At 59.9% G+C, this 24,279-nt stretch carries 22 protein-coding genes; 3 read left to right on the plus strand and 19 right to left on the minus strand.

Going from position 1 to position 24,279, the window contains the following annotated elements; all coding sequences use genetic code 11:
- The first annotated feature begins 76 nt into the window (after positions 1–76).
- Positions 77–556, plus strand: coding sequence for a hypothetical protein (locus KGA82_RS20410; RefSeq protein WP_223452160.1), 480 nt, complete (start codon positions 77–79; stop codon positions 554–556).
- On the opposite strand, the gene hemN is transcribed toward KGA82_RS20410, so the two are convergent.
- From hemN to KGA82_RS20445, 7 genes are all read right to left on the minus strand, one after another.
- Positions 553–1,935, minus strand: a complete 1,383-nt coding sequence (gene hemN, locus KGA82_RS20415; protein WP_192226574.1) for an oxygen-independent coproporphyrinogen III oxidase — start codon at positions 1,933–1,935, stop codon at positions 553–555. The genes KGA82_RS20410 and hemN overlap by 4 nt on opposite strands.
- 208 nt (positions 1,936–2,143) lie before the next feature.
- A complete protein-coding gene (locus KGA82_RS20420) occupies positions 2,144–2,827 on the minus strand; it encodes a sulfite exporter TauE/SafE family protein (protein WP_008028545.1) in 684 nt (227 codons plus the stop codon).
- Positions 2,820–3,038, minus strand: coding sequence for a cbb3-type cytochrome oxidase assembly protein CcoS (ccoS, locus tag KGA82_RS20425; RefSeq protein WP_008028543.1), 219 nt, complete (start codon positions 3,036–3,038; stop codon positions 2,820–2,822). The genes KGA82_RS20420 and ccoS overlap by 8 nt, the downstream gene beginning before the upstream one ends.
- A 24-nt stretch (positions 3,039–3,062) precedes the next feature.
- Positions 3,063–5,513 carry a heavy metal translocating P-type ATPase gene (locus KGA82_RS20430; RefSeq protein WP_223452166.1) on the minus strand — a complete coding sequence of 817 codons (2,451 nt, stop codon included), beginning with the start codon at positions 5,511–5,513 and terminating at the stop codon, positions 3,063–3,065.
- A gap of 111 nt (positions 5,514–5,624) precedes the next feature.
- Complete coding sequence (locus KGA82_RS20435) at positions 5,625–6,164, minus strand: FixH family protein (RefSeq protein WP_008028539.1); 540 nt, start codon at positions 6,162–6,164, stop codon at positions 5,625–5,627.
- Positions 6,165–6,175: 11 nt separating this feature from the next.
- A complete protein-coding gene (ccoG, locus tag KGA82_RS20440; protein WP_008028537.1) occupies positions 6,176–7,591 on the minus strand; it encodes a cytochrome c oxidase accessory protein CcoG in 1,416 nt (471 codons plus the stop codon).
- A 257-nt stretch (positions 7,592–7,848) separates the two neighbouring features.
- Positions 7,849–8,778: a metallophosphoesterase family protein gene (locus tag KGA82_RS20445; protein WP_223452167.1), complete on the minus strand. Its 930-nt coding sequence runs from the start codon at positions 8,776–8,778 to the stop codon at positions 7,849–7,851.
- A 302-nt stretch (positions 8,779–9,080) separates the two neighbouring features.
- Between KGA82_RS20445 and KGA82_RS20450 the strand changes: the two genes are divergently transcribed.
- The gene (locus KGA82_RS20450; protein WP_223452173.1) at positions 9,081–10,088 is read left to right on the plus strand and encodes a metallophosphoesterase family protein; all 1,008 of its coding nucleotides are present in this window, start codon (positions 9,081–9,083) and stop codon (positions 10,086–10,088) included.
- A 54-nt stretch (positions 10,089–10,142) separates the two neighbouring features.
- On the opposite strand, the gene ccoP (KGA82_RS20455) is transcribed toward KGA82_RS20450, so the two are convergent.
- The 8 genes from ccoP (KGA82_RS20455) to ccoN (KGA82_RS20490) form a co-directional block, all read right to left on the minus strand.
- Positions 10,143–11,126: a cytochrome-c oxidase, cbb3-type subunit III gene (gene ccoP / locus KGA82_RS20455; RefSeq protein WP_008037742.1), complete on the minus strand. Its 984-nt coding sequence runs from the start codon at positions 11,124–11,126 to the stop codon at positions 10,143–10,145.
- Positions 11,123–11,308: a CcoQ/FixQ family Cbb3-type cytochrome c oxidase assembly chaperone gene (locus KGA82_RS20460; protein ID WP_003175465.1), complete on the minus strand. Its 186-nt coding sequence runs from the start codon at positions 11,306–11,308 to the stop codon at positions 11,123–11,125. Before KGA82_RS20460 ends, ccoP (KGA82_RS20455) begins: the two co-directional genes overlap by 4 nt.
- A gap of 5 nt (positions 11,309–11,313) precedes the next feature.
- A complete protein-coding gene (ccoO, locus tag KGA82_RS20465) occupies positions 11,314–11,922 on the minus strand; it encodes a cytochrome-c oxidase, cbb3-type subunit II (RefSeq protein ID WP_008028530.1) in 609 nt (202 codons plus the stop codon).
- Positions 11,922–13,364: a cytochrome-c oxidase, cbb3-type subunit I gene (gene ccoN / locus KGA82_RS20470; RefSeq protein WP_008028528.1), complete on the minus strand. Its 1,443-nt coding sequence runs from the start codon at positions 13,362–13,364 to the stop codon at positions 11,922–11,924. Before ccoN (KGA82_RS20470) ends, ccoO (KGA82_RS20465) begins: the two co-directional genes overlap by 1 nt.
- 484 nt (positions 13,365–13,848) lie before the next feature.
- Positions 13,849–14,802 (minus strand): cytochrome-c oxidase, cbb3-type subunit III, encoded by a 954-nt coding sequence (gene ccoP / locus KGA82_RS20475; RefSeq protein WP_207285065.1) that lies wholly within the window; start codon positions 14,800–14,802, stop codon positions 13,849–13,851.
- Positions 14,799–15,008: a cbb3-type cytochrome oxidase subunit 3 gene (locus KGA82_RS20480; protein WP_008028524.1), complete on the minus strand. Its 210-nt coding sequence runs from the start codon at positions 15,006–15,008 to the stop codon at positions 14,799–14,801. The genes ccoP (KGA82_RS20475) and KGA82_RS20480 overlap by 4 nt, the downstream gene beginning before the upstream one ends.
- Positions 15,009–15,011: 3 nt before the next feature.
- Positions 15,012–15,620, minus strand: a complete 609-nt coding sequence (ccoO, locus tag KGA82_RS20485) for a cytochrome-c oxidase, cbb3-type subunit II (RefSeq protein ID WP_008028522.1) — start codon at positions 15,618–15,620, stop codon at positions 15,012–15,014.
- A 10-nt stretch (positions 15,621–15,630) separates the two neighbouring features.
- Entirely contained in the window at positions 15,631–17,055 is a 1,425-nt protein-coding gene (ccoN, locus tag KGA82_RS20490) for a cytochrome-c oxidase, cbb3-type subunit I (protein ID WP_008028521.1), read from the minus strand.
- A gap of 93 nt (positions 17,056–17,148) precedes the next feature.
- Between ccoN (KGA82_RS20490) and KGA82_RS20495 the strand changes: the two genes are divergently transcribed.
- Positions 17,149–17,856, plus strand: coding sequence for an alpha/beta family hydrolase (locus tag KGA82_RS20495; protein WP_223452175.1), 708 nt, complete (start codon positions 17,149–17,151; stop codon positions 17,854–17,856).
- Between the two features lie 146 nt (positions 17,857–18,002).
- Here the strand turns inward: KGA82_RS20495 and KGA82_RS20500 are convergent, their stop codons facing one another.
- From KGA82_RS20500 to acnA, 4 genes are all read right to left on the minus strand, one after another.
- A complete protein-coding gene (locus KGA82_RS20500; RefSeq protein WP_223452177.1) occupies positions 18,003–18,464 on the minus strand; it encodes a hypothetical protein in 462 nt (153 codons plus the stop codon).
- A gap of 234 nt (positions 18,465–18,698) precedes the next feature.
- Positions 18,699–20,264, minus strand: a complete 1,566-nt coding sequence (locus KGA82_RS20505) for a methyl-accepting chemotaxis protein (protein ID WP_008028517.1) — start codon at positions 20,262–20,264, stop codon at positions 18,699–18,701.
- Positions 20,265–20,370: 106 nt separating this feature from the next.
- Positions 20,371–21,162, minus strand: coding sequence for a CPBP family intramembrane glutamic endopeptidase (locus KGA82_RS20510; RefSeq protein WP_223452179.1), 792 nt, complete (start codon positions 21,160–21,162; stop codon positions 20,371–20,373).
- A gap of 229 nt (positions 21,163–21,391) precedes the next feature.
- The gene (gene acnA / locus KGA82_RS20515; RefSeq protein ID WP_223452183.1) at positions 21,392–24,133 is read right to left on the minus strand and encodes an aconitate hydratase AcnA; all 2,742 of its coding nucleotides are present in this window, start codon (positions 24,131–24,133) and stop codon (positions 21,392–21,394) included.
- Between the last annotated feature and the right edge of the window lie 146 nt (positions 24,134–24,279).

Genomic DNA, 24,279 nt, shown 5'->3' on the forward strand with positions numbered 1-24,279 from the left:
ATTTGTCACGCCATGGTAAAGCGCCGCTGTCGGTGGCCGATAAACTGGCATCAACCCATGCGCAGGTACTCGTTTCATGGCCACCATCGGCGTGCTCAACCCCGGCAACAGTGGTGTGCAAACACTGCATGAGCCCGCAAACGGCCTGGCCGGCGAAGACTCGGCAATCGCCATTGGCCCGGGCACTTCGCCCGTGGCTGAAGGCATCAAAGTCTCATTGTCTGGCGCTGGTTTGACCAAGGCTGCCAGTTCCCACGGTGACAACAAGGACATTGAAGAAAGCGGGTTGCCGGAAAACATTCAACAGATCCTGAAAATGATTCGCCGAATACAGAAGCAGATCGCCGAGAAAGTCGCGAGCATGCAAGCGGTAATGGCAGACAAGCGACTTTCGGCCGAAGAACGCAGGGCCAAGCTCGGCGCGCTGCAAGCGACCATCACCACCCTCAATGGCGGGCTGATCACGGCCAATATGGTGCTGTCCAAAGCCATCTCGCAGGCGAGCCTGACCCCTGAGCAAGTGCTGAAGACGACTTCCCTGCTGCTGGAGCGTTAGATGACCCGCGAAAACCGCTGGCGATTCTGTTGCTCCAGGTACGCGTCGAACACCATGCACACCGAACGCACCAGCAATCGTCCGGCCGGCAATACGGTGATCCGCTCATTGTTCAGTTCGATCAGTCCGTCTTCGGCCATGCGTTGCAGTTGCGGCCACAATTCGCCGAAGTAACCGCGAAAATCGATGTTGAAAGCCTTCTCGATCTCAGCGAACTCCAGGTTGAAACTGCAAATCAATTGTTGAATCACCGCCCGCCGCAGGCGGTCATCGGCATTGCACAGCAGGCCGCGATTGGTGGCCAGTTGTGCTGAGGCCAGGGCGTTCTGGTACTGATTCAGGTCGCTGCTGTTCTGGCAGTACAAGTCGCCAATCTGGCTGATGGCCGAGACGCCGAGGCCGATCAGGTCGCAATGGCCGTGAGTGGTGTAGCCCTGGAAGTTGCGTTGCAGGGTTGATTCTTCTTGAGCAATTGCCAGCTCATCGTCGGGCAGGGCGAAGTGATCCATGCCGATGTAACGGTAGCCGGCGGCGGTCAGTTGTTCGATGGTGCGCTGGAGCATTTCCAGCTTCTGTGCCGGTGTCGGCAATTCGTCGCTGTTGATTCGCCGTTGCGGCATGAAGCGTTCCGGCAAGTGCGCGTAGTTGAACACCGACAGGCGGTCCGGTTGCAGGTTGATCACTTCGTCGACCGTGCGGGCGAAGTTCTCCGGTGTCTGCCTTGGCAAACCGTAGATCAGGTCGATGTTGATCGAGCGAAATTGCAGCGTTCGTGCGGCGTCGATCACCGCCCGGGTTTCTTCCAGGCTTTGCAGGCGATTCACCGCGCGTTGCACGGCCGGGTCGAGGTCTTGCAGGCCGATGCTGACCCGGTTGAAACCCAGTTCGCGCAGCAGGCCCATGGTCGACCAATCGGCTTCGCGCGGGTCGATCTCGATGCCGTAGTCGCCGGAATCGTCCTCCAGCAAATTGAAGCTTTTACGCAACTGGGCCATCAGTTGACGCAGTTCGTCATGACTGAGAAAGGTCGGTGTGCCGCCACCGAAATGCAATTGCTCGACCTTCTGCGCCGGGTCGAGATGGCAGGCGATCAGCTGGATTTCCTGCTCCAGGCGCTGCAAGTAGGGCAGGGCGCGGCCGCGATCCTTGGTGATGACTTTGTTGCAGGCGCAGTAGTAGCAGATGTTCGCGCAGAACGGCACGTGCACATACAGCGACAAAGGCCGCAGGGCCTTGCGGCTTTCGCGCAGCGCATGGAACAGGTCGAAGGTGCCGACATGACCATCGAACTGCACGGCGGTCGGGTAGGAGGTGTAACGCGGTCCCGCCAGGTCATAACGGCGGATCAGATCGGTATCCCAACGAATGGCGTCGAGCATCATGCGGGCATTCCCCCGGATAGGCTGGCAGTGTCGGCAAGTCTATGGGGTGCGGCGTTGGGGCATCTTGATTTGCATCAACGGTCAGGATTTGTGTTGTCGGTGCGGGCCCTTTCGCGGGCAAGCCTCGCTCCTACATTGAATTACATTCCCCTGTAGGAGCGAGCGGTGCGACGATTCGACTTGCCCGCGAAGGCCGCGCCGCCGATCAATGCCCCATGAGCCAATGCTGATGCGGCCCCGGCAAGGTCCAGATGCCAAACAGCATCACCAGCAAGCCACCCGTCATGCGTACGTACCGTTTGCGCAACAGCGCCGTGACCCGCTCGGCCGCCAGCCCCGTGGCAAGCAACACCGGCCAGGTGCCGAGGCCGAACGCGAGCATCAGCAATGCACTGTCGAGCGCATTGCCCTGGCTCGCCGACCACAGCAACGTGCTGTAAACCAGCCCGCACGGCAGCCAGCCCCAGAGCGCGCCGAGCAACAAGGCTCGCGGCAGGCTCGACACTGGCAACAGCTTGTTCGCGACAGGCTGGATATGCCGCCACAGACCGCGACCGAGGCTTTCGATGCGGGTCAGGCCGCTCCACCATCCGGCGAGATAAAGCCCCATGGCGATCAGCAGCAATCCGGCGAGGATACGCATGAACATCGCCGCCGGGCTGTTCGCCACCGCCCAACCCGCCAGGCCGATCAGCAGGCCGGCCGCTGCGTAACTGAGAATCCGCCCGAGGTTGTAGGCCAGCAGCAATCGAAACCGGCGGCTGCGCTGTTCCTTGGGAATCGCCAGGGTCAACGCGCCCATCAAACCGCCGCACATGCCCAGGCAATGCCCGCCGCCGAGCAGGCCCAGGATGACCGCCGACACCAGCAGTGGCGCCAGCTCAAACATGCGGGGGCGCCTTGTCGTCCGGTTTGGCCGGATGGCCGCTGGCCTCGTCGACCGCTGCGGTGTGGTTCGGGTCCTGGTCGTCGAACAGGATGCTGTGGGCCGGGCCGTCGAGGTCGTCGTACTGACCGCTGTCGACCGCCCAGAAGAAGATGTAGACCGCGATGGCGACGATCAGCAGTGCAGCCGGGATCATCACGTAGAGAGCTGGCATGGTGAGGCTCCATGCCCGCGCGGCTCAGGCCGGCAGCGGGCGGGTTTCTGGCGTGGCGCTGGCGGCCGGCGTGCTCGGCAGGCGAGTCAGGCGCAGGGCGTTCAGCACCACGGTCAACGAACTGATGGACATGCCGACCGCCGCCCACACTGGCGTAATCCAGCCGAGGGCGGCGAACGGCAACATGAGGCCATTGTACAGCCCGGCCCACAACAGGTTCTCGATGATGACCCGACGGGTGCGCCGAGCGAGGCTGAAGGCTTGCACCAGCGCGTCCAGGCGGTTGGACAACAGCACCGCATCCGCACTGGTTTTTGCCAGATCGGTGGCCGAACCCATGGCGACGCTGATGTCGGCGGCGGCCAGCACCGGCACGTCATTCACGCCGTCACCGAGCATCAACACCTTGCGTCCTTCTTTGTGCAACTGTTGCAGGACCTGCAATTTGTCGTCCGGACGCAAACCGCCACGGGCCTCGTCGATGCCCAGCTCGGCGGCGACGCTGGCGACCATCGGCGAGCTGTCACCCGACAGCAGCAATGTGCGCCAGCCGCGCGCCCGGCAGGCTTCCAGCAACGCGGGCGCATCGCTGCGCAAGCGGTCGTCGAGGACGAACCATGCCAGCGGTCCGGCATTGTCGCCGAGCAGCAGCCATTGGCCGGCTTCATTCGGCATCAACGGGATGGCAGCGCCACTGAGTTCGCAGACAAAACCCGGTTGGCCGATGCGCAGGCGTTGCTCACCGACCACGCCCTCCAGGCCCAGCCCCGGCGTGCTGTGGACTTCTTCAGCGGCCAATGGCGCGCGGCCAAACGCACGGGCGATGGGGTGTTCGGAACGGTTTTCGAGGGCGGCGGCGAGGCCCAGGCATTGATCGCTGTCGAGCGCGCCGAGGGTGCGGATCGAGCGCAGCGCCAGGCGCCCTTCGGTGAGGGTGCCGGTCTTGTCGAAAATCACCGTGTCGATCTGGTTCAGGCCCTCCAGCACATGTCCGCGGGTCAACAACAAACCCAGTTTGTGCAGCGTGCCAGTGGCGGCGGTGAGGGCGGTCGGTGTGGCGAGGGACAAGGCGCACGGGCAGGTCGCGACGAGCATCGCCAGGACAATCCAGAAGGCGCGCGATGAGTCCAGCTCCCACCACAGCAGACCAATGCAAGCGGATGCGATCAGCGTCAGCAGCAGGAACCATTGCGCGGCGCGGTCGGCGATCTCCGCCAGTCGTGGCTTCTCGGCCTGGGCGCGGTCCAGCAGGCGGACGATGGCAGACAGCCGGGTGTCCTGGCCGAGGGCGAGGACTTCCACGGTCAGCGCGCCTTCGACGTTCAGGGTGCCGGCGGTGACGGCGTCACCAAGCGTGCGCGGCTGTGGCAGGTATTCGCCAGTCAGCAGGGATTCGTCGATGCTCGACTGGCCGTCGAGGATCTTGCCGTCGGCCGGCAGGATCGCACCGGGATGCACCAGAACCTGATCGCCGACGCGCAGTTCGCTGAGCAGGATCCGCTCGCTCTGGCCGTCGGCGCTCAGGCGCAAACACGAGGCGGGCAGCAGATTGACCAGCTGTGCGGTGGCGGCGGCGGTGCGTTCGCGGGCGCGACGCTCCAGATAACGCCCGGCCAGCAGGAACAGCGCAAACATGCCGACGGCATCGAAATACAATTCGCCGACCCCGGTGATCGAGGTCCAGATCCCGGCGATGTAGGCACTGCCAATCGCCAGCGATACCGAGACGTCCATGGTCAGGTGGCGGGTACGTAAATCGCGCATCGCCCCTTTGAAGAACGGCGCGCAGCTGTAGAACACGATCGGCGTGGTGAGGAACAGCGCGACCCAGCGCAGGATGGTGTGCAGCTCGGGGCTGAGGTCGATGTTGAATTCCGGCCAGGTGGCCATGGTCGCCATCATCGCCTGGAACCACAGCAGCCCGGCAACCCCGAGTTGGCGCAGGGCCAGGCGGTTTTCGCTGGCCAGTTGTTCGCTGGCGCGGTCGGCTTGATAAGGATGGGCGGCGTAACCGATGTGGCGTAACTCGCTGAGCACCTGGCTCAGCGGCAATTGCGCATCGGCCCAGCGTACGTGCAGGCGATGGTTGGACAGGTTGAGGCGCGCTTCGGCCACCGCCGGCAAGCCGCGCAGGTGTTTCTCGATCAGCCAGCCACAGGCCGCGCAACTGATGCCTTCCATCAGCAGCGTGGTCTCGGCGAGTTCGCCTTCGTGGCGCACGAAGGGTTTTTGCACGTCGGCGCGATCGTACAGCGCCAGTTCATCCACCAACTGCACCGGCAACGCTTCGGGGTTGGCCGAGGCTTCGCTGCGGTGCTGGTAATAGCTTTCCAGCCCACCGGCGACAATCGCTTCGGCCACCGCCTGACAACCCGGGCAGCAGAACTCGCGGGTTTCACCGAGGACGGCCGCGGTGAAGCGGCTGCCGGCCGGGACGGGCAGGGCGCAGTGGTAGCAGGGGGTTGGGGTGGTCATGATGTTGGATCTATGTCGTCTGGAAGGGCCTCATCGCTGGCAAGCCAGCTCCTACAATGGGTCGCACGATCCTGTAGGAGCCGGCTTGCCGGCGATGCGCGAAGCGCGACTTTACTTTTTCAGGTCTTCGGCGCCCTGCAGCGGTTCGTCACCCAGCAGCAGATCCTTGTCATGGCTGACCAGCTCTTCTTCGAACATACGCCAGATGTGGTCGTCCTGAGTACCCAGCAGTTCGACAAAACGACGACCTTCAACCTTGTCGCTCAACTGGCCGATGTAGCGGCCCTGTTCGGTTTCGCTTTGAGCGAGGGTGATCTTGCGATCCTTCTCCGGCTGGGTCGGCGAGATCAGGTTCAGTTCGAGGGTTTTCGGTTGGCTGTTGCCGCTCAGGCGCAGGTCGACTTCACCGGTCACGTCATCCAGGTGCACGCTGGCGCGCAGGAGCAGGGTTTGCGCCAGCAGTTCACGGTCGAGGGAGCGGTTGATGCCTTTGCCGGCCTCGTAGTAGTTGTCGTTGACCAGGTTATCCGGGTTGTTCACCGCGATGGTCACCATGGACAAGGTCAAGGTCACCGAACAGGCGAGGATGGCAATGATGATCCACGGCCAAAGATGCTTGTACCAGGGACTTGCGGCGTTTGCTGCGGGCATGATCACTTCTCTTAACGAATTTGTGGGCCGATGAACCGGCTCTTGGCTTCAACGTGGATGCTCTCGTCATCGGCATCCTTGAGGATGAATTTTACCTCGTTGGTGCTCGATGGCAGTTTTTCCGGCGCGATGGACAGTTCCACCGGCTGGCTGAAAATTTCGCCGGCGGCGACCTTGATCTCGCGTTTGCCTTGCAGCTTGAGATCCGGCAGGCCGGCGGCTTCCAGCACGTAGGTGTGGTCGCGCTGATCCTTGTTCATGATCTTCAGGCTGTAGACGTTTTCAATCCGGCCTTCGGCGTTCTCGCGGTACAGCACGCGGTCTTTGCTGACGTCGAAACCGACCAGCGAACGCATGAAGAACGCCGTCGCCAGCAACGCCATCATCGCCAGCAATACAGCGGCGTAGCCGATCAGGCGCGGGCGCAGTTTATGGGTTTTTTGCCCGGACAGGTTGTGCTCGGTGGTGTAGCTGATCAGGCCGCGCGGGTAATCCATCTTGTCCATGATGCTGTCGCAGGCATCGATGCACGCAGCGCAACCGATGCATTCGATTTGCAGGCCGTCGCGGATGTCGATGCCGGTCGGGCAGACCTGGACGCACATGGTGCAGTCGATGCAATCGCCCAGGCCCTGAGCCTTGTAGTCGATGCCTTTCTTGCGCGGCCCGCGGCTTTCACCGCGACGCGGATCGTAGGAAACGATCAGCGTGTCCTTGTCGAACATCACGCTCTGGAAGCGTGCATACGGACACATGTAGATGCACACCTGCTCGCGCAACCAGCCGGCGTTGCCGTAAGTGGCGAGGGTGAAGAAACCGACCCAGAAATACGACCAGCCATCCGCTTCGCCAGTGAAGAATTCGATGGTCAGTTCGCGGATCGGCGAGAAGTAACCGACGAAGGTCATGCCGGTTGCGAAGCCGATCAGCAGCCACATCGAATGCTTGCTGAATTTACGCAGGAACTTGTTGGCGCTCATCGGCGCCTTGTCGAGCTTGATGCGCTGGTTGCGGTCGCCTTCGGTGACCTTCTCGCACCACATGAAAATCCACGTCCAGACGCTCTGCGGGCAGGTATAACCGCACCAGACGCGACCGGCGTACACGGTAATGAAGAACAGGCCGAACGCGCTGACAATCAGAATGCCCGAGAGCAGGATGAAATCCTGCGGCCAGAACGTTGCGCCAAAAATAAAGAATTTACGCTCCGGCAGGTTCCACCAGACGGCTTGATGACCGGCCCAGTTCAGCCAGACCGTGCCGAAATACAACAGAAACAAAAACGCGCCGCCCATCATCCGCAGGTTACGGAACAGGCCAGTGAAGGCGCGGGTGTAGATCTTTTCTCGAGAGGCGTAGAGGTCGACGCTGTTGTTCGCGTTCTTGGCAGGCGGGGTAACGTCGTGTACCGGAATCTGGTTGCTCATCAGTTGCATCCCACGGCAGTGGAAAAATGCCTCGGTCAGTACATGCCGACCGCGGTCAAAAAGGGGTGTTGCAGTGGCGCAATGATACGCCTGTAGCTCTAGATCAAGGGTGCGACCTTTGGTCGCGTTGGGGAAAAATCATGAATGGTGTAGCAGATGTAACAAAACATGATTCAGGTCAATTGACTTGTGGAGTATAGCCGGCTGGGGGTTGTTCATCGGCGCCAGCATCTTGTATGCCTGGCGCCGATCGCCGCTTACTTGACCGGGACAGTGTGAGTCGCGACGGGGTTGCGCCAGTCATTGCCCGCGACGACGTTCACCGTCATTTGCGTTCTGTCGGCAGAGAACGTGGCATACAACCAGCTTTGCTGAACCGCCGAGCCACTCATGAACAAGGGAATGTCGCCGTAGATGTAGTTGCTCGACTCGTAATTCCCGCTTTGCTTGTTCGCATTCGCGGAAAACACAGCGGTCACGCCATAGTCCTCGATCATCTTTGTGAACCGGAAAATCTCGGTCTCCCTGACCGGCCAGTGAAACGGCTGATGCAAGTTCAGCAAAATGATTTTGCCTTGCGCCCGTGCCCGCTGCAGATCGCGTTCCAGCCAGTCGAGGGATGCCGTGATTTCATAGGCGGTGGTCTGGAAGAACGAGCTGGTGGAAAAGTTGGTGGTGTAAGTGGGTTCGTTGTGCAACTGAACCACGTGAACATCACCGTAATCCCGGGAGTAAGCCAGGCTGCCATACCAGGTTTTCGTCAGGCCGGAAGCCCGCGCGGCGAGGTCCATGTTGGCGACTTTTCCCCAGTACCGGTCCTTGAGGTCGTCCACGCTTCCAGCGGCGCAACTTGCGCAACTGGCGACATTGAAGTCGTAGTCGTGATTGCCCAGGCCGTAGTCATAGAGGTTGCTCAGTTTGTTCTGCAATACCGCGTTGAGGTAGGTGCGTTCGCCGGGTTGTCCCGACGCAGTCATGTTGCCGTTGATCATGACGGGAACGGCGGAGGCGCCGCCCGATTGTTTGCGCAAGTCAGCGATGCTGGAGTACTGCGCATCGATCAGCCAGCGTGAACGCTCCTCTTTGCTTGAGGTGGATTCACTTTCGCCATTGTCGGACTTTTCACTTGAAGGGAACTTGGGGTCCGAGGCAAAGACGATATGTTGCGGTGTGAAATCAGATGCCATGGAAAAGGTGGTCGTTACAGAGAGCGCCAATATCAGGGCGGTCGGTAATGTATAAAAGTTCATAGAAGTCCATTTTCATTGATGTGATGGTTGCGTTGAAGGTTTGGCAGAATTTAGATTAAATAAGTTGGTGGGCTCAACTGGTAAGTTCGTTTGTTTTTATAGTTAATGTTTCATGATTCCAAATATGTTGTTTGTTGGTGTCTGGGTGGGTGTTGTTGTAGTTTGCTCGTCGCAAGTAATTTTTTTAAATTGAGCTTGTGTAAGTGTGCTCACTATTAAGTATTAGGGAAAAAGACAAGATGGAATTAAGCAAAGGATGGCAGTTGTTGGTGTTGCTGGTAGGTGTGTGGGTAGTTCCTGTTGTGTCGTCGGCGGAAATGCCGCGGCATATTGTGTTCGCTTCGGACCCGCAGTTTCCCTGGACCGATAACACTGACGCCCAGTTGCCGGAGTCCGATTCGCAGAAGCGGGAGCGCTCCCGGTGGCTGATCGAAACGCAGTACGACAGTATTGCCGACTTCAGGCGGCAACAGGGTGGGAGCGCGGCGGTCCCCGTGATGATCAATGGCGATATGACTGCCTTCGGTCATGCGGATGAGCGTTCCTATGTCCAGCAGACGCTGGATGCGAAACTTCAAGGGGATTATGACTACGGGTTGGGTAATCATGACTATCAAAATAACGTGGATGATTGTTTTCTGAATAATTGCGCCGCTGGAAGCATTGAAAGTTTGAAGGAGCGCTATTGGGGGAAAGTCGGCAGTATGGATCTGGCGGCGCGGGCTTCATGGCCGAGCACCACTTATTACGGCAGTCTCGCGTACTCCAGGGATTATGGCGATGTGCACTTGGTGCAGTTACATAACGAGCCAACTTACTCGGTGACCTTCTCTTCGGGGACTTTTTTCAGTCCGACGGTTTTTGAAATTACCCCGGCACTCGATTGGCTTGAACGTGACCTTCAGCAGGCACGCGCGCAGGGGAAAATAATTCTGTTGAACATGCACAAACCCAGTGAGTTTATGGGTGACTGGAGCCAGGAAAAACGCTTCAGGGATATGATCGAGAGGTATGAAGTGACTGCAATATTCGCCGGTCATCTCCATAGGAACAGCGGCTCCATGTGGTACACGGGCAGCGTGCCCGGCTTCATCAGCGGCAGTGCATCCCAGCAGACCTATCTGATCGCCAGTTTTTCCGAGGATCGCAAAAAAATGCACGTCTATGCGGTCGACAACAACCAGTGGCAAAAACGTGAGCTGATCGCGACGGTGCCGGTGGAATCGGTTTGGGTCAGTCGCCCATAAAAAAGGCCCCGCCAGATCACTGGCGGGGCCGTTTTTTTGCATCAAGCGTTTGCCTTACTGGGCATCCGCCGCCGGAGCTTTCTCGCCGTGAGACAAGCTGTAGACGTAAGCGGCCAGCAGGTGAACCTTGTCGTTGCCTTGCAGCTGTTCTTGCGCAGGCATCTGGCCCTGACGGCCGTAACGGATGGTCTGCTGCAGTTGAGCGAAGCTCGAACCGTAGATGAACGCGCCCGGGTGGGTCAGGTCAGGTGCGCCCATCGCTGGCGTCCCTTTGCCGGCCGGACCGTGGCACGCCACGCAGTTGGCGGCGAACAGTTTCTGCCCGGCAGCCGGGTCAGCCTTGGTGCCTTCCGGCAGCTTGCGGCCATCGAGGCTGGTCAGGACGAACGCAGCAACGTCCGCAACGCCTTGCTCGCCGATCACTTCAGCCCATGCCGGCATGACCGCGTGACGACCGCCCATGATGGTGGCCTTGATGGTTTGTGCTTCGCCACCCCAACGCCAGTCGGCGTCGGTCAGGTTCGGGAAGCCATAAGCGCCTTTGGCGTCGGAGCCGTGGCAAACCGAGCAGTTGGAGGCGAACAGGCGGCCACCCATCTTCAGGGCTTGCGGGTCCTTGGCGACTTCTTCGATCGGCATGGAAGCGAATTTGGCGAAGATCGGGCCGAACTTGGCGTCCGACTTGGCCATTTCCTTTTCCCACTCGTGAACGCCGGTCCAGCCGCTCTGGCCGTTGGCGAACGCGGTCTGCTTCTCGTTATCCAGGTAGTTGTAACCTGGCAGCAGGCCTTTCCAGTTGCCCAGGCCCGGGTACAGCACCAGGTAACCCAGGGCGAAAATGATGGTGCCCACGAACAGCATGAACCACCATTTCGGCAGCGGGTTGTCGTACTCCTCGATCCCGTCGAAGGAGTGGCCAACCGTTTCTTCGGTGGCTTCGCTGCGCTGGCCCTTGCGGGTGGACAGCAACAGCCAGGTCAGGGCGAAGATGGTGCCGAGACTGAGGACTGTGACGTACAGACTCCAGAACGTAGTCATTCTTTGTTACTCCTAGAAGCTTGCTCGACGTGCTTGATGGCTTCGGGATCATCCGCGAAAGGCAGCAAGGTCGCGTCTTCAAACTCCGACTTGCGCTTGGGGCTGAACACCCACAGCGCCAGACCGATGAAGGCCACCATCACAACAACGGTGCCCAGGCCACGAATCATCCCGATATCCATCTAAATCACCGTTTGCTTTTGATGATGGTGCCCAGGCCTTGCAGATAGGCCACCAGCGCGTCCATTTCGGTTTTGCCCTTCACAGCATCCTTGGCACCGGCGATGTCTTCGTCGGTGTAAGGGACGCCGAGCGTGCGCAAGACTTCCATTTTCTTGGCGGTGTCTTTGCCGTCGAGCTTGTTTTCCACGAGGAACGGGTAGGCCGGCATTTTCGACTCGGGCACTACGTTGCGCGGGTTGTACAAATGCGCACGCTGCCAGTCATCGGAGTAACGACCGCCGACACGGGCCAGGTCCGGACCGGTACGCTTGGAACCCCACAGGAACGGGTGGTCCCAGACGCTTTCACCGGCAACCGAGTAGTGGCCGTAGCGTTCGGTTTCAGCACGGAACGGGCGGATCATCTGCGAGTGGCAGCTGACACAACCGTTGGCGATGTAGATGTCGCGGCCTTCCAGTTCAAGGGCGGTACGAGGCTTCATGCCTTCGACCGGCTTGTTGGTGACGTCCTGGAAAAACAGCGGAACGATCTGGGTCAGGCCGCCGATGCTGACGGCGATGACCATGAAGAAGGCCAGCAGGCCAATATTCTTCTCGACTGCTTCATGCTTCATCAGTGAGCTCCAACTACAGCAATCTGTTCGGCGGCTTCAGCTTCGGCCGGGTTCGAGGCACGTACGGTACGCCATACGTTGTAGGCCATGAGCAGCATGCCGGTGGCGAAGAATGCGCCGCCCAATGCGCGAACGATGAAGCCCGGGTGGCTGGCTTGCAGCGCTTCGACGAACGAGTAGGTGAGGGTGCCGTCGTCGTTGATTGCACGCCACATCAGACCCTGGGTGATGCCGTTGACCCACATCGAAGCGATGTACAGCACGGTACCGATGGTCGCGAGCCAGAAGTGTGCGTTGATCAGGCCGATGCTGTGCATCTGCGCGCGACCGAACAGTTTCGGGATCATGTGGTAGATCGCGCCGATCGAGATCATCGCTACCCAGCCAAGAGCGCCGGCGTGTACGTGGCCGATGGTCCAGTCGGTGTAGTGCGACAGCGAGTTGACGGTCTTGATCGCCATCATCGGACCTTCGAAGGTCGACATGCCGTAGAACGCCAGCGATACCACGAGGAAACGCAGGATCGGGTCGGTGCGCAGCTTATGCCAGGCGCCCGACAGGGTCATCATGCCGTTGATCATGCCGCCCCAGCTTGGTGCCAGCAGAATGATCGACATGGCCATGCCCAACGACTGCGCCCAGTCCGGCAGCGCGGTGTAGTGCAGGTGGTGCGGACCGGCCCAGATGTACAGGGTGATCAGCGCCCAGAAGTGCACGATGGACAGGCGATAGGAGTAGATCGGACGCTCGGCCTGCTTCGGAACGAAGTAGTACATCATCCCGAGGAAGCCGGTGGTCAGGAAGAAACCTACGGCGTTGTGGCCGTACCACCACTGGATCATCGCATCCGTCGCACCGGCGTAGGCCGAGTAGGACTTGAAGAAACTGACCGGCAGCGAGGCGTGGTTGACGATGTGCAGCATCGCCGTCACGACGATGAAGGCACCGTAGAACCAGTTGCCCACATAGATGTGCTTGGTCTTGCGCTTGGTGATGGTGCCGAAGAACACCAGACCGTAGGTGACCCAGACGATGGCCAGCAGAATAGCCAGGGGCCATTCCAGCTCAGCGTATTCCTTGGTGGTGGTGTAACCCAGCGGCAAGGTAACGATGGCGCCGACGATCACCGCTTGCCAACCCCAGAAGGTGAAGGCCGCGAGGCTGTCGGAAATCAGTCGCGTTTGGCAGGTTCGCTGCACGACGTAATAAGAAGTGGCAAACAGTGCACAACCACCAAAGGCGAAAATCACCAGGTTAGTGTGCAACGGGCGCAGGCGTCCAAAGCTCGTCCACGGCAGACCGAAGTTCAACTCCGGCCAGACCAGTTGCGAGGCGATGAAGACACCGAGCCCCATGCCAAGGATCCCCCAGACCACCGTCATGATGGCGAACTGGCGGACTACCTTATAGTTATAAGCAGTCGGACTGATTGCTGTGCTCATTCTAAGGTTCCACGGTTTGGGTGTTTTATTAGGAGTAAAAATCGGCCGCAAGTATGGAGAAAGCAGGGGGTCATTGCAACGCGCCATGACCTGGGTCAATGCTTTCAAAAGCTGATTCTGCGGCCTTTCCATGCGCCGCGTAAGGACAAAATCGCCCTCGGACAAAATGTCGCAGCGAACGAAAATGATGAGAGGGTCAGGTCAGTTGTAACGGGGTGTGTTCAAACGCAACGATCGGGTGACCGATGGCAATTGGCACGACAGCCGGTATCTACCAGCCTTTGCGGCTTGTCATCGAGCTGATTCGTCGAACACATCGGGTCGGGTCGACCTGGAACCGGCTCAAGCCAGTCCGCATCGGGGCAAGCTTAGACCCGAATCTGGTGAACCGAAAGGCGGACTAACGGAGGGGTGCGACAATGGGTCGCAAAGGGGCAGGGAACTGCCGCATCCGAGAAGAATGCGGCAGCAGAGCGGTCAAGAATTATTCGCTTTTGCCTTCGGCCTGCAAACGCTCTGTATTCAGACCGTGGGACAGGCTGTACACATAAGCGGCCAGCAGTTGCACTTTGTCGTTGCCGAGCAGTTCGTTCTGCGCCGGCATATGGCCCTGGCGGCCATGGCGGATCGTTTGTTGCAGTTGCGCCAGGCTTGTACCGTAGATAAAACCGGCCGGTTGCGTCAGGTTCGGCGCACCCATGGCTTCAGTGCCCTTGCCGTTTGCCCCATGACAGGCTACGCAGGTGGTGCTGAATGCTTGCTGTCCGGCTTGCAGGTCGGCGGTGTCGCCAGCCGGCAATGGCAGGCCGGCCAGTTCATGACGCACATACGCGGCAACGTTTTTCACGCCGGCTTCACCGAGGATTTCACCCCAGGCCGGCATCGCCGCCATGCGTCCACCCATGATCGTGGTCTTGATCATCTCGGCGTCACCGCCCCAGCGCCAGTTGCTGTCGGCCAGGTTCGGGAAGCCGAAAGCGCCCTTGGCATCCGAGCCGTGACACACCGAGCAGTTCGAGGCGAACAGGCGACCGCCCATTTTCAGCGCTTGCGGGTCCTTGGCCACTTCTTCCACCGGCATGGCGGCGAATTTGGCGAAGATCGGTCCGAACTTCGCGTCGGCCTTGTTCATCTCCTTTTCCCATTCGTGAACGCCGGTCCAGCCGTTCTCGTAACCCGGCAGGATGCCTTTCCAGTTGCCCAGGCCCGGGTAAAGAATCAGGTAGCCCACGGCGAACACCAGCGTGCCGGCGAACAGCATGAACCACCACTGCGGCAGCGGATTGTCGTACTCCTCGATGCCGTCGAAGCTGTGGCCCATGGTCTGGTCGACGCTGCCCTTGGTTTCGCCCTTGCGGGTGCCGATCAGCAGCCAGGTCAGGCCGATCAGGCTGCCGATGGTCAGTACGCAGATCCACGTACTCCAGAAAGTGGTCATGACCGGGTACTCCTTGCTTCAGGTTCTTGGGTGCTATCGGCTTGTGGCTCATCGGCGAACGGCAGCAAACGTGCTTCGGCGAACTCCGGATTGCGCTTGCTGTTGAACACCCACAACGTCAGGCCGACAAAGGCCACGAACACCACGACCGTGCCCAGGCCGCGAATCAATCCACTGCTCATTACGCTCATTATTTCAAAGGGCATGGCTCACCTCTTGCTCTTGATGGCAGTGCCGAGCACTTGCAGGTAGGCGACCAGCGCGTCCATTTCGGTCTTGCCCTTGAGCGATTCGACCGAGCCTGCGATGTCGGCATCGGTGTACGGCACGCCGAGGGTGCGCATCGCCTTGATCTTGGTTTCGGTGTGGCTGCTGTCGAGCTGATTGGCCACCAGCCATGGATAGGCCGGCATCTTCGATTCCGGCACCACGTTGCGCGGGTTGTACAAGTGCGCGCGGTGCCAGTCTTCGGAGTAGCGGCCGCCGACACGGGCCAGGTCCGGACCGGTACGCTTGGAACCCCACAGGAACGGGTGATCCCAGACGCTTTCCCCGGCCACCGAGTAGTGACCGTAGCGCTCGGTCTCGGCACGAAACGGCCGGATCATCTGCGAGTGGCAACCGACGCAGCCTTCGCGGATGTAAATGTCGCGACCTTCCAGTTGCAGCGCGGTGTAGGGCTTCATGCCTTCCACCGGTTTATTGGTCACGTCCTGGAAGAACAGCGGGACGATCTGCGTCAGGCCGCCGATGCTCACGGCCAGGACCATCAGCAGCATCAGCAGGCCGACGTTTTTTTCGATTGTTTCGTGTTTCATCTCGGACTCCTCAGGCCATCTGCGCGGCAGCGGCGACTTCGGCAGGCTGCGAGGCCCGCACGGTGCGCCAGGTGTTGTAAGCCATCAGGAACATGCCGCTGAGGAAGATCGCACCGCCCACCAGTCGCACGATGAAGCCTGGGTGGCTGGCCACCAGGGTTTCGACGAAGGAGTAGGTCAGCGTGCCGTCTTCGTTGACTGCGCGCCACATCAGGCCCTGGGCGATGCCGTTGACCCACATCGAGGCGATGTACAGCACGGTGCCGATGGTGGCGAGCCAGAAGTGCGCGTTGATCAGGCCGATGCTGTGCATCTGCGGGCGACCGAAGATTTTCGGGATCATGTGGTACAGCGCGCCGATGGAAATCATCGCCACCCAGCCGAGTGCGCCGGCGTGTACGTGGCCGATGGTCCAGTCGGTGTAGTGGGAGAGGGCGTTCACGGTCTTGATCGCCATCATCGGCCCTTCGAAGGTCGACATGCCGTAGAACGCCAGGGAGACCACGAGGAAGCGCAGGATCGGGTCGCTGCGCAACTTATGCCAGGCGCCCGAGAGCGTCATCATCCCGTTGATCATGCCGCCCCAGCTTGGCGCCAGCAGAATCAGCGACATCACCATGCCCAGCGACTGCGCCCAGTCCGGCAGCGCGGTGTAGTGCAAGTGGTGCGGGCCGGCCCAGATGTACAGGGTGATCAGCGCCCAGAAGTGCACGATCGACAGGCGATAGGAATACACCGGACGCTCGGCCTGTTTCGGCACGAAGTAGTACATCATCCCGAGGAAACCGGCGGTGAGGAAAAAGCCTACGGCGTTGTGGCCGTACCACCACTGCACCATGGCATCGGTCGCACCGGCGTACAGCGAGTAGGACTTGGTGAAACTCACCGGCAGCTCAAGGTTGTTGACGATGTGCAAAATCGCCACGGTGATGATGAAACCACCGAAGAACCAGTTGCCCACATAGATGTGCTTGGTCTTGCGCTTGGCCAGCGTGCCGAAAAACACGATGGCGTAGGCGACCCAGACGATGGTGATCAGGATGTCGATCGGCCATTCCAGCTCGGCGTATTCCTTGGAACTGGTGTAACCCAGCGGCAGGCTGATCGCCGCCAGCAGAATCACCAGTTGCCAGCCCCAGAAGCAGAACGCGGCGATTTTCGGCGCAAACAGTTGCGTCTGGCAGGTGCGTTGCACCGAATAGAACGAACTGGCGAACAGGGCGCAACCGCCGAACGCGAAGATCACCGCGTTGGTGTGCAGCGGGCGCAAGCGGCCGAAACTGGTCCACGGCAAATTGAAGTTGAGTTCGGGCCAGACCAATTGAGCCGCGAGAAAAACCCCGAGCCCCATGCCGACGATGCCCCACACCACCGTCATAATGGCGAATTGGCGGACCACCTTGTAGTTGTAGGCGGTACTGATAGAAGTGTTCATGGTTCCCCATCCACGGTTCAGCCGAAAGGGCGTTCGCGCAAGGCAGACGCTCCCTTCGCCTGGAGTTATAGGCAGACTAAAAGCGAGGCAAGCATGGACAAAGAGCACAAGGCCAGTATTGACGGGGATCAATGGGCGCAGTGTGTGCGGGAGCATGGATGGCTGTGGAACGAGGCCGCTTCAACGGTTTCGGGTGAGCCTGTGACGCTGATTCTTGCGCATGGCGCCGGGGCACCGATGGACAGCGCCTGGATGAACGACATGGCCGCGCGCCTTGCTGCGCAGGGCGTCAACGTGCTGCGCTTCGAGTTCCCCTACATGGCGCAACGGCGTGTCGATGGCGGCAAGCGTCCCCCGAACCCGGCACCGAAACTGCTGGAGTGCTGGCGTGAGGTGTACGCCGTGGTGCGACGCCATGTCACTGGCCGCCTGGCCATTGGCGGCAAGTCCATGGGCGGACGGATGGCGAGTCTTTTGGCCGATGAGCTCGAAGCCGATGCGTTGGTGTGCCTCGGCTATCCGTTTTATGCCGTAGGCAAGCCGGAGAAGCCACGGGTCGAGCATCTGGCTGCGCTGAAGACCCGGACGCTGATTGTCCAGGGCGAGCGCGATGCGTTGGGGAGTCGTGAGGCGGTCGAGGCTTATGCGTTGGCGCCGAGCATCGAAGTGTTCTGGCTGGTGGCGGGGGATCATGATTTGAAGCCGTTGAAGGCTTCGGGGTTTACGCATGAGCAGCATTTGGCGGCTGCGGCGGGGAGGGTGGCTGAGTTTCTTCAGCGAGGTCATTCCTTACAGAAATGACCTCATCGCGAGCAGGTGCTCTGAAGTTTTGCCACGCACACACACACACATGTGTGCTCAACAAAAACGTGCGAGGAGCCTGATCACGAAGAGGTCATGAGAGCCATCGTTCTTGGATCGGCACTTTTGCCTTCCTGCTTCATGTGTTATTGGTCGGCTCTTTTCAAATCGAATGTGCCTATCGGATTCATTCGATAGCCCCCTCTATCAAAATTTGCATTGAAATCGCCATGCACTGTCCCCTTGACTGGATCGAGCCTGATAGTAAGTTCCGCCTTCTCTGCCAGGGTGGATGTGAAGTTAGGTGCGGGGGGAACTGAATGGAAATGGAATACGGTAAGCTGCTGCCCATCCCCAATCTTGTAGGTTTTCTCTAGCAGGTCTTCACCCTCATAAGGCACTAAGAATTGAAGCGCGAAGAACGTACCGTCTTCAGTCGAGCCGGTAGAGCCGTAGAAAACCCAATTGTCGATACCAGGTCCGCCAAGAAACGCCCTAAATAAAGTAAATTCAGCGTTGATCGGTTCCCCTGTGAAGCTCCAGTGAAAATCGTCACCAGCTGCCTGACTTTTATGGTCGTCCGGGAAAAAAATAGGAAAAGCACTCATCGAAAAAATCCTTTTCAGTTTAAAGTCGAAGGAAGTAAATGCCGGGTGTAACGGCATTTAAATGCTACCCCACCGTACTGGCGTGTCTACTGTCATAACTGACAGTTGGGTGCGTACTTTCAGCTGAGTTTCGCGCAGTGGCGGCCAAATGCGCGCTGTCGATTTTTGACTTTCATCAGGCAATAAAAAACCCGGAGGCTTTCACCGTCCGGGTTTTTGTCTTTCCAGCATCAATCAGCGGTTAAACCGCTCCACCAACGAATACTGGGTATTCGCGGTCTTGGTCAGCTCTTCACTCAACAACGCCGAGTGTTGCGCCTGTTCCGACGTCTGGTCGGCCAGTTGCGAGATGTTGCTGATGTTGCGGCTGATTTCTTCGGCCACCGAGCTTTGCTCTTCGGTCGCGGCCGCAATCTGGGTGGTCATGTCGGTGATGTGTGCCACCGCTTCGCTGATCCCGACCAGTGCCTGATCCGCTTCGAGTACCCGCGCCACACCTTCTTCCGCCTGGCGATGCCCGGATTCCATGGTTTGCACGGCGGTGCTGGCGGTTTGCTGGAGCTTGGCGATCAGGGCGTGAATCTGCCCGGTGGATTCGCTGGTGCGCTGCGCCAATTGGCGAACTTCGTCGGCAACCACCGCAAAGCCGCGACCCATCTCGCCGGCACGCGCCGCTTCGATGGCGGCGTTCAACGCCAGCAGGTTGGTCTGGTCGGCGATGCCTTTGATCACGTCGACCACGCCGCCGATTTCATCGCTGTCCTTGGCCAGTTGCGTCACGGTCAGACCGGTTTCGCCGACCACCTCCGACAGGCGCTGAATGGCTTCGCGGGTTTCCCCGGCGATGTCACGGCCGCGCCCGGTCAGGCGATTGGCTTCCTGAGTCGCGTCCGCCGTGCGTTGCACGTGGCTGGCGACTTCCTGGGTGGTGGCGGCCATCTGATTGACGGCGGTGGCCACCTGCTCGGTTTCGACGCGCTGACGTTCCAGGCCGGTGGAGCTGCTGTGAGCCAGGGTGTCGGACTGTTTCGCCTGGTCGCTCAGGTGCTCGGCGGTGTCCTGCAGACGGGTCAGGCAGGTTTTCAGGCGGGCTTCCTGGCTGAGGATCGACATCTCCAGACGCGCCTGGGCACCACGGCTGTCGGTGTACATCTGTGCGATCAGCGGGTCGGAGGTGGTCTGCTCGGCCAGGCGCAGCAAGCGCTTGAGGCCGCGCTGTTGCCAGCTCAACCCCAGCAGGCCCAGTGGCACCGAAAGACCGGCGGCCAAGGCGAAACCCCATTGGGAGTTGAGCGTGGCACCGATCATGAAGCTCAGCTGGCTGACCAGAATGAACGGCAACCAGTCCTGCAGGACCGGCAGCCATTTATCGGTGGAAGGAATCGCTGACTTGCCCTGGTTGATGCGTTGGTAGAGCGCTTCGGCACGCTGGATCTGCTCGGCGGTGGGTTTGACCCGCACCGACTCGTAACCGATCACCTGGTTGCCATCGAACACCGGTGTGACGTAGGCGTTAACCCAGTAGTGGTCACCGGTCTTGCAGCGATTCTTGACAATGCCCATCCATGGCAAGCCTTGTTTCAATGTGCCCCACATGTGCGCGAACACCGCGGCCGGTACGTCGGGGTGACGAACCAGGTTATGCGGTGCACGGATCAGTTCCTCGCGGGAATACCCACTGATTTCGACGAAAGCGTCGTTGCAGTAGGTGATCACGCCCTTGGCATCGGTGGTGGAGATCAACCGTTGCTGAGCCGGGAAGGTCCGTTCGCGTTGTGTAATGGGCTGGTTGTTACGCATGGCTTTTTTCAATCCGCAAGGCTTTGAGAGGTTGTCGGCACCGTCAGGGATTTATTGAAGAATATTTTTTCAATAATCAGCGGCGCGTCGCAAAACGACCGTTGCGTCAGTCCGCCAGCATCGGATAGGTGAACAGGCTGAAATGCAGCAGGTTCAAACCGAAATGCGTGGCAATGGCCGCACCTAACCCGCCGAAACGGTAGGCCAGACCATAGCCGACACCTGCCAGACTCGCCAGCAACACCCATTGCCAGCCAGCACCCGCATGCACCAGGCCAAATAACAGCGAGGCGAGCAGCAGCGCCAGGTTTTCACCATAAGGCAGGTGTTTAAAGTACCGGCTGAGGCCGCCCTGAAGGTAGCCGCGAAACAGCGCTTCTTCCACCAGCGTCACCAGCAACAGGTTGTTGAACAGCCACAACCAGGCCTGATCAGGCCATTTGGGGGCCCAACTGATCACACCCAACAGCAGCGCGCCACCCAATGCCAGCACGCTGCTCAGTGTCAGCCCCAGCAGCGCGGCGGGAATGGAAAGCCGCAGCGAATGCCGGCCGACAATCCACGGGCAGACCAGCAACAGCCAGAAACCAATCAGCGGTTTGTCCAGATTCAGGTACAGCACAAACGGTACGGCATCGTCGGTAATACGATGCGGATTGATACCTCGACCGTTGTAGAAGCCGGGGAGCCAGTGCATCGCCAGTGCCAGCGCCATGAAAATAAACAGGCCGTGACCGAGGTAATGGCCGATCCGGACCTGTTGCTGACGCACGGCGAAACCGGCGATCAGTAGCAATGCGACCGAGATAAGCGCCAGCCAGCCGAGATGGCCGTAGGACAGCGCCATGGCATAACCGAGGGAGAGCAGGGCCAGGAAGGTCCATGGCAAAGCAAACATCTGAAGTCCTTGTGTTCGAAATTCTGCGGGGCGCCTCGGTCCACTGTAGGAGCAAGCTTGCTCGCGATGGCGGAGTGTCAGGCGGCACTGATATTGGATGTTACGGCCCCATCGCGAGCAGGCTCGCTCCCACAGTGGTCTTGTGTGGGGCTATAAAAGCGCGGCGATTATAGAGGCGTGTCCGCAAACAAAAACACCGCCCGAAGGCGGTGTCTTTTTCTGCAAACACTTACGACGCAATCAACTGCCGCAACACGTAATGCAAAATCCCCCCTGACTTGAAGTACTCGACTTCATTCAGCGTATCGATCCGGCACAACACCTCGATCTTCTCGCGGCTGCCGTTTTCACGGGTGATGATCAGCGTCAGGTTCATTCGCGGCGTCAGCTCGACGCCGCTCAGGCCCTGAATGTCCAGGGTCTCCTTGCCAGTCAGATTGAGGCTCTTGCGGTTCTGATCCAGCTTGAACTGCAAGGGCAACACGCCCATGCCGACCAGATTGGATCGGTGAATCCGCTCGAAGCTTTCGGCGATGACCGCTTTCACGCCCAACAGATTGGTGCCCTTGGCCGCCCAGTCGCGGCTCGAACCGGTGCCGTATTCTTGCCCGGCAATCACCACCAGCGGCGTGCCCGAGGCTTGGTAACGCATGGCCGCGTCGTAGATCGCCAGTTTTTCCCCGGTAGGAATGTAAATCGTATTGCCGCCTTCCTCGCCGCCGAGCATCTCGTTGCGAATGCGGATGTTGGCAAAGGTGCCGCGCATCATCACTTCATGGTTGCCGCGACGGGAACCGTAGGAGTTGAAATCCCGCGGCTCCACACCTTTATCGCGCAGGTAATGGCCGGCGGGGCTCTCGGTCTTGATGTTGCCGGCGGGGGAGATGTGGTCGGTGGTCACCGAGTCGCCGAGCAGCGCAAGGACCCGTGCGCCCGCGACGTCCTTGACCACGGGCGGCGGTCCGCCGATGTCGTCGAAAAACGGTGGGTGCTGGATGTAAGTCGAATCGTTCTGCCAGACATAAGTCGCCGCTTGAGGCACTTCAATCGCCTGCCATTGCTCATCGCCGGCAAACACTTCGGCGTATTCCTTGTGGAACATCGCGGTGTTGACCTGATTCACCGCGTCGGCGATTTCTTGGGTGCTTGGCCAGATGTCCCGCAAGTAAACCGGGTTGCCGTCCTTGTCGTCACCCAATGGCTCACTGCTGATATCAATGCGCACCGTGCCGGCCAGCGCAAACGCGACGACCAGCGGCGGCGAGGCCAGCCAGTTGGTTTTCACCAGTGGATGCACGCGGCCTTCGAAGTTGCGGTTGCCCGACAGCACCGAAGCGACGGTCAGGTCGGCTTTCTGGATGGCTTTTTCGATCGGCTCCGGCAGCGGCCCGGAGTTGCCGATGCAGGTGGTGCAGCCATAACCGACCAGGTCGAAACCGAGTTGATCCAGGTATTGCGTCAGCCCGGCAGCCTTGTAGTAGTCGGTCACCACTTTGGAACCGGGAGCGAGCGAGCTTTTCACCCACGGCTTGCGCTTGAGGCCTTTTTCCACGGCTTTCTTCGCCACCAGGCCGGCGGCCATCATTACGCTCGGGTTGGAGGTGTTGGTGCAGGAGGTGATTGCGGCGATGACCACCGCGCCGTTTTTCAAGCGATAGGTTTGACCTTCAAAATCGTAGTCGGCTTCACCGGCCAAGTCGGCATTGCCCACCGCAACGCCACCGCCGCCTTCACTTTCGAGGCGACCTTCTTCCTTGCTGGCAGGTTTGAATTGCAGGTCGGTGAAGTCACTGAATGCTTGCGCGACGTTCGGCAACGACACCCTGTCCTGTGGGCGTTTCGGCCCGGCGAGGCTGGCTTCGACGCTGCGCATGTCCAGCGCCAGGCTGTCGGTGAACACCGGTTCCTTGCCCGACTGGCGCCACAGGCCTTGCGCCTTGCTGTAGGCCTCGACCAGTTTCACCGTTTCAAGTGGACGACCGGACAGGCGCAGATAATCCAGAGTGATGTCATCCACCGGGAAAAAGCCGCAGGTGGCGCCGTATTCCGGGGCCATGTTGGCGATGGTCGCGCGGTCGGCCAGCGGCAGGTCGGCAAGGCCGTCGCCGTAGAACTCGACGAATTTGCCGACCACACCTTTCTTGCGCAGCATCTGGGTCACGGTCAGCACCAGGTCGGTGGCGGTGATGCCTTCCTTCAATTTGCCGGTGAGTTTGAAGCCGATCACTTCCGGGATCAGCATCGACACCGGTTGGCCGAGCATCGCCGCTTCCGCTTCGATCCCGCCGACACCCCAGCCGAGCACGCCGAGGCCGTTGATCATGGTGGTGTGGGAATCGGTGCCGACCAGCGTGTCGGGGAACGCGTAGGTGCGGCCGTCTTCATCCTTGGTCCAGACCGTGCGGCCGAGGTATTCGAGGTTCACCTGATGGCAAATCCCGGTGCCCGGCGGCACCACGCTGAAGTTGTCGAAGGCGCTCTGGCCCCAGCGCAGAAAGGCGTAACGCTCGCCGTTGCGCTGCATTTCAATGTCGACGTTCTGTTCGAAGGCGCTGGCGCTGCCGAACTTGTCGACCATCACCGAGTGGTCGATCACCAGGTCCACCGGCGACAGTGGATTGATCCGCTGCGGGTCGCCGCCGGCCTTGGCCATGGCGGCGCGCATGGCGGCCAGGTCGACCACGGCGGGAACGCCGGTAAAGTCTTGCATCAAGACGCGGGCGGGGCGGTACTGGATCTCGCGGTCGGAGCGGCGCTCCTTGAGCCAGGCGGCAATCGCTCGCAGGTCGGCGCCGGTCACGGTTTTTTCGTCTTCCCAGCGCAGCAGGTTTTCCAGCAGCACTTTCAACGACATCGGTAGCTTGTCGAGATCACCGAGGCTTTTGGCGGCATCGGGCAGACTGAAGTAATGGTAGGTCTTGTCGTCGACTTGCAGGGTTTTAAGGGTTTTCAGGCTATCGAGGGACGGCATTACGATCACTCCTTAAAGTCCGCACGGCTACGGACTGAGGGGACGGACAGAGCTTTCAACCTAGCCCCGTTTGAACGTTAAAGCTAATAACCGGACTCTATGGGCAAGTCCGAGGTTCCGAACTCGGCTATCATGCGCCGGTTTTC

The sequence above is a fragment of the Pseudomonas sp. BF-RE-22 genome (assembly GCF_019956155.1).
Classification (GTDB): domain Bacteria; phylum Pseudomonadota; class Gammaproteobacteria; order Pseudomonadales; family Pseudomonadaceae; genus Aquipseudomonas; species Aquipseudomonas migulae.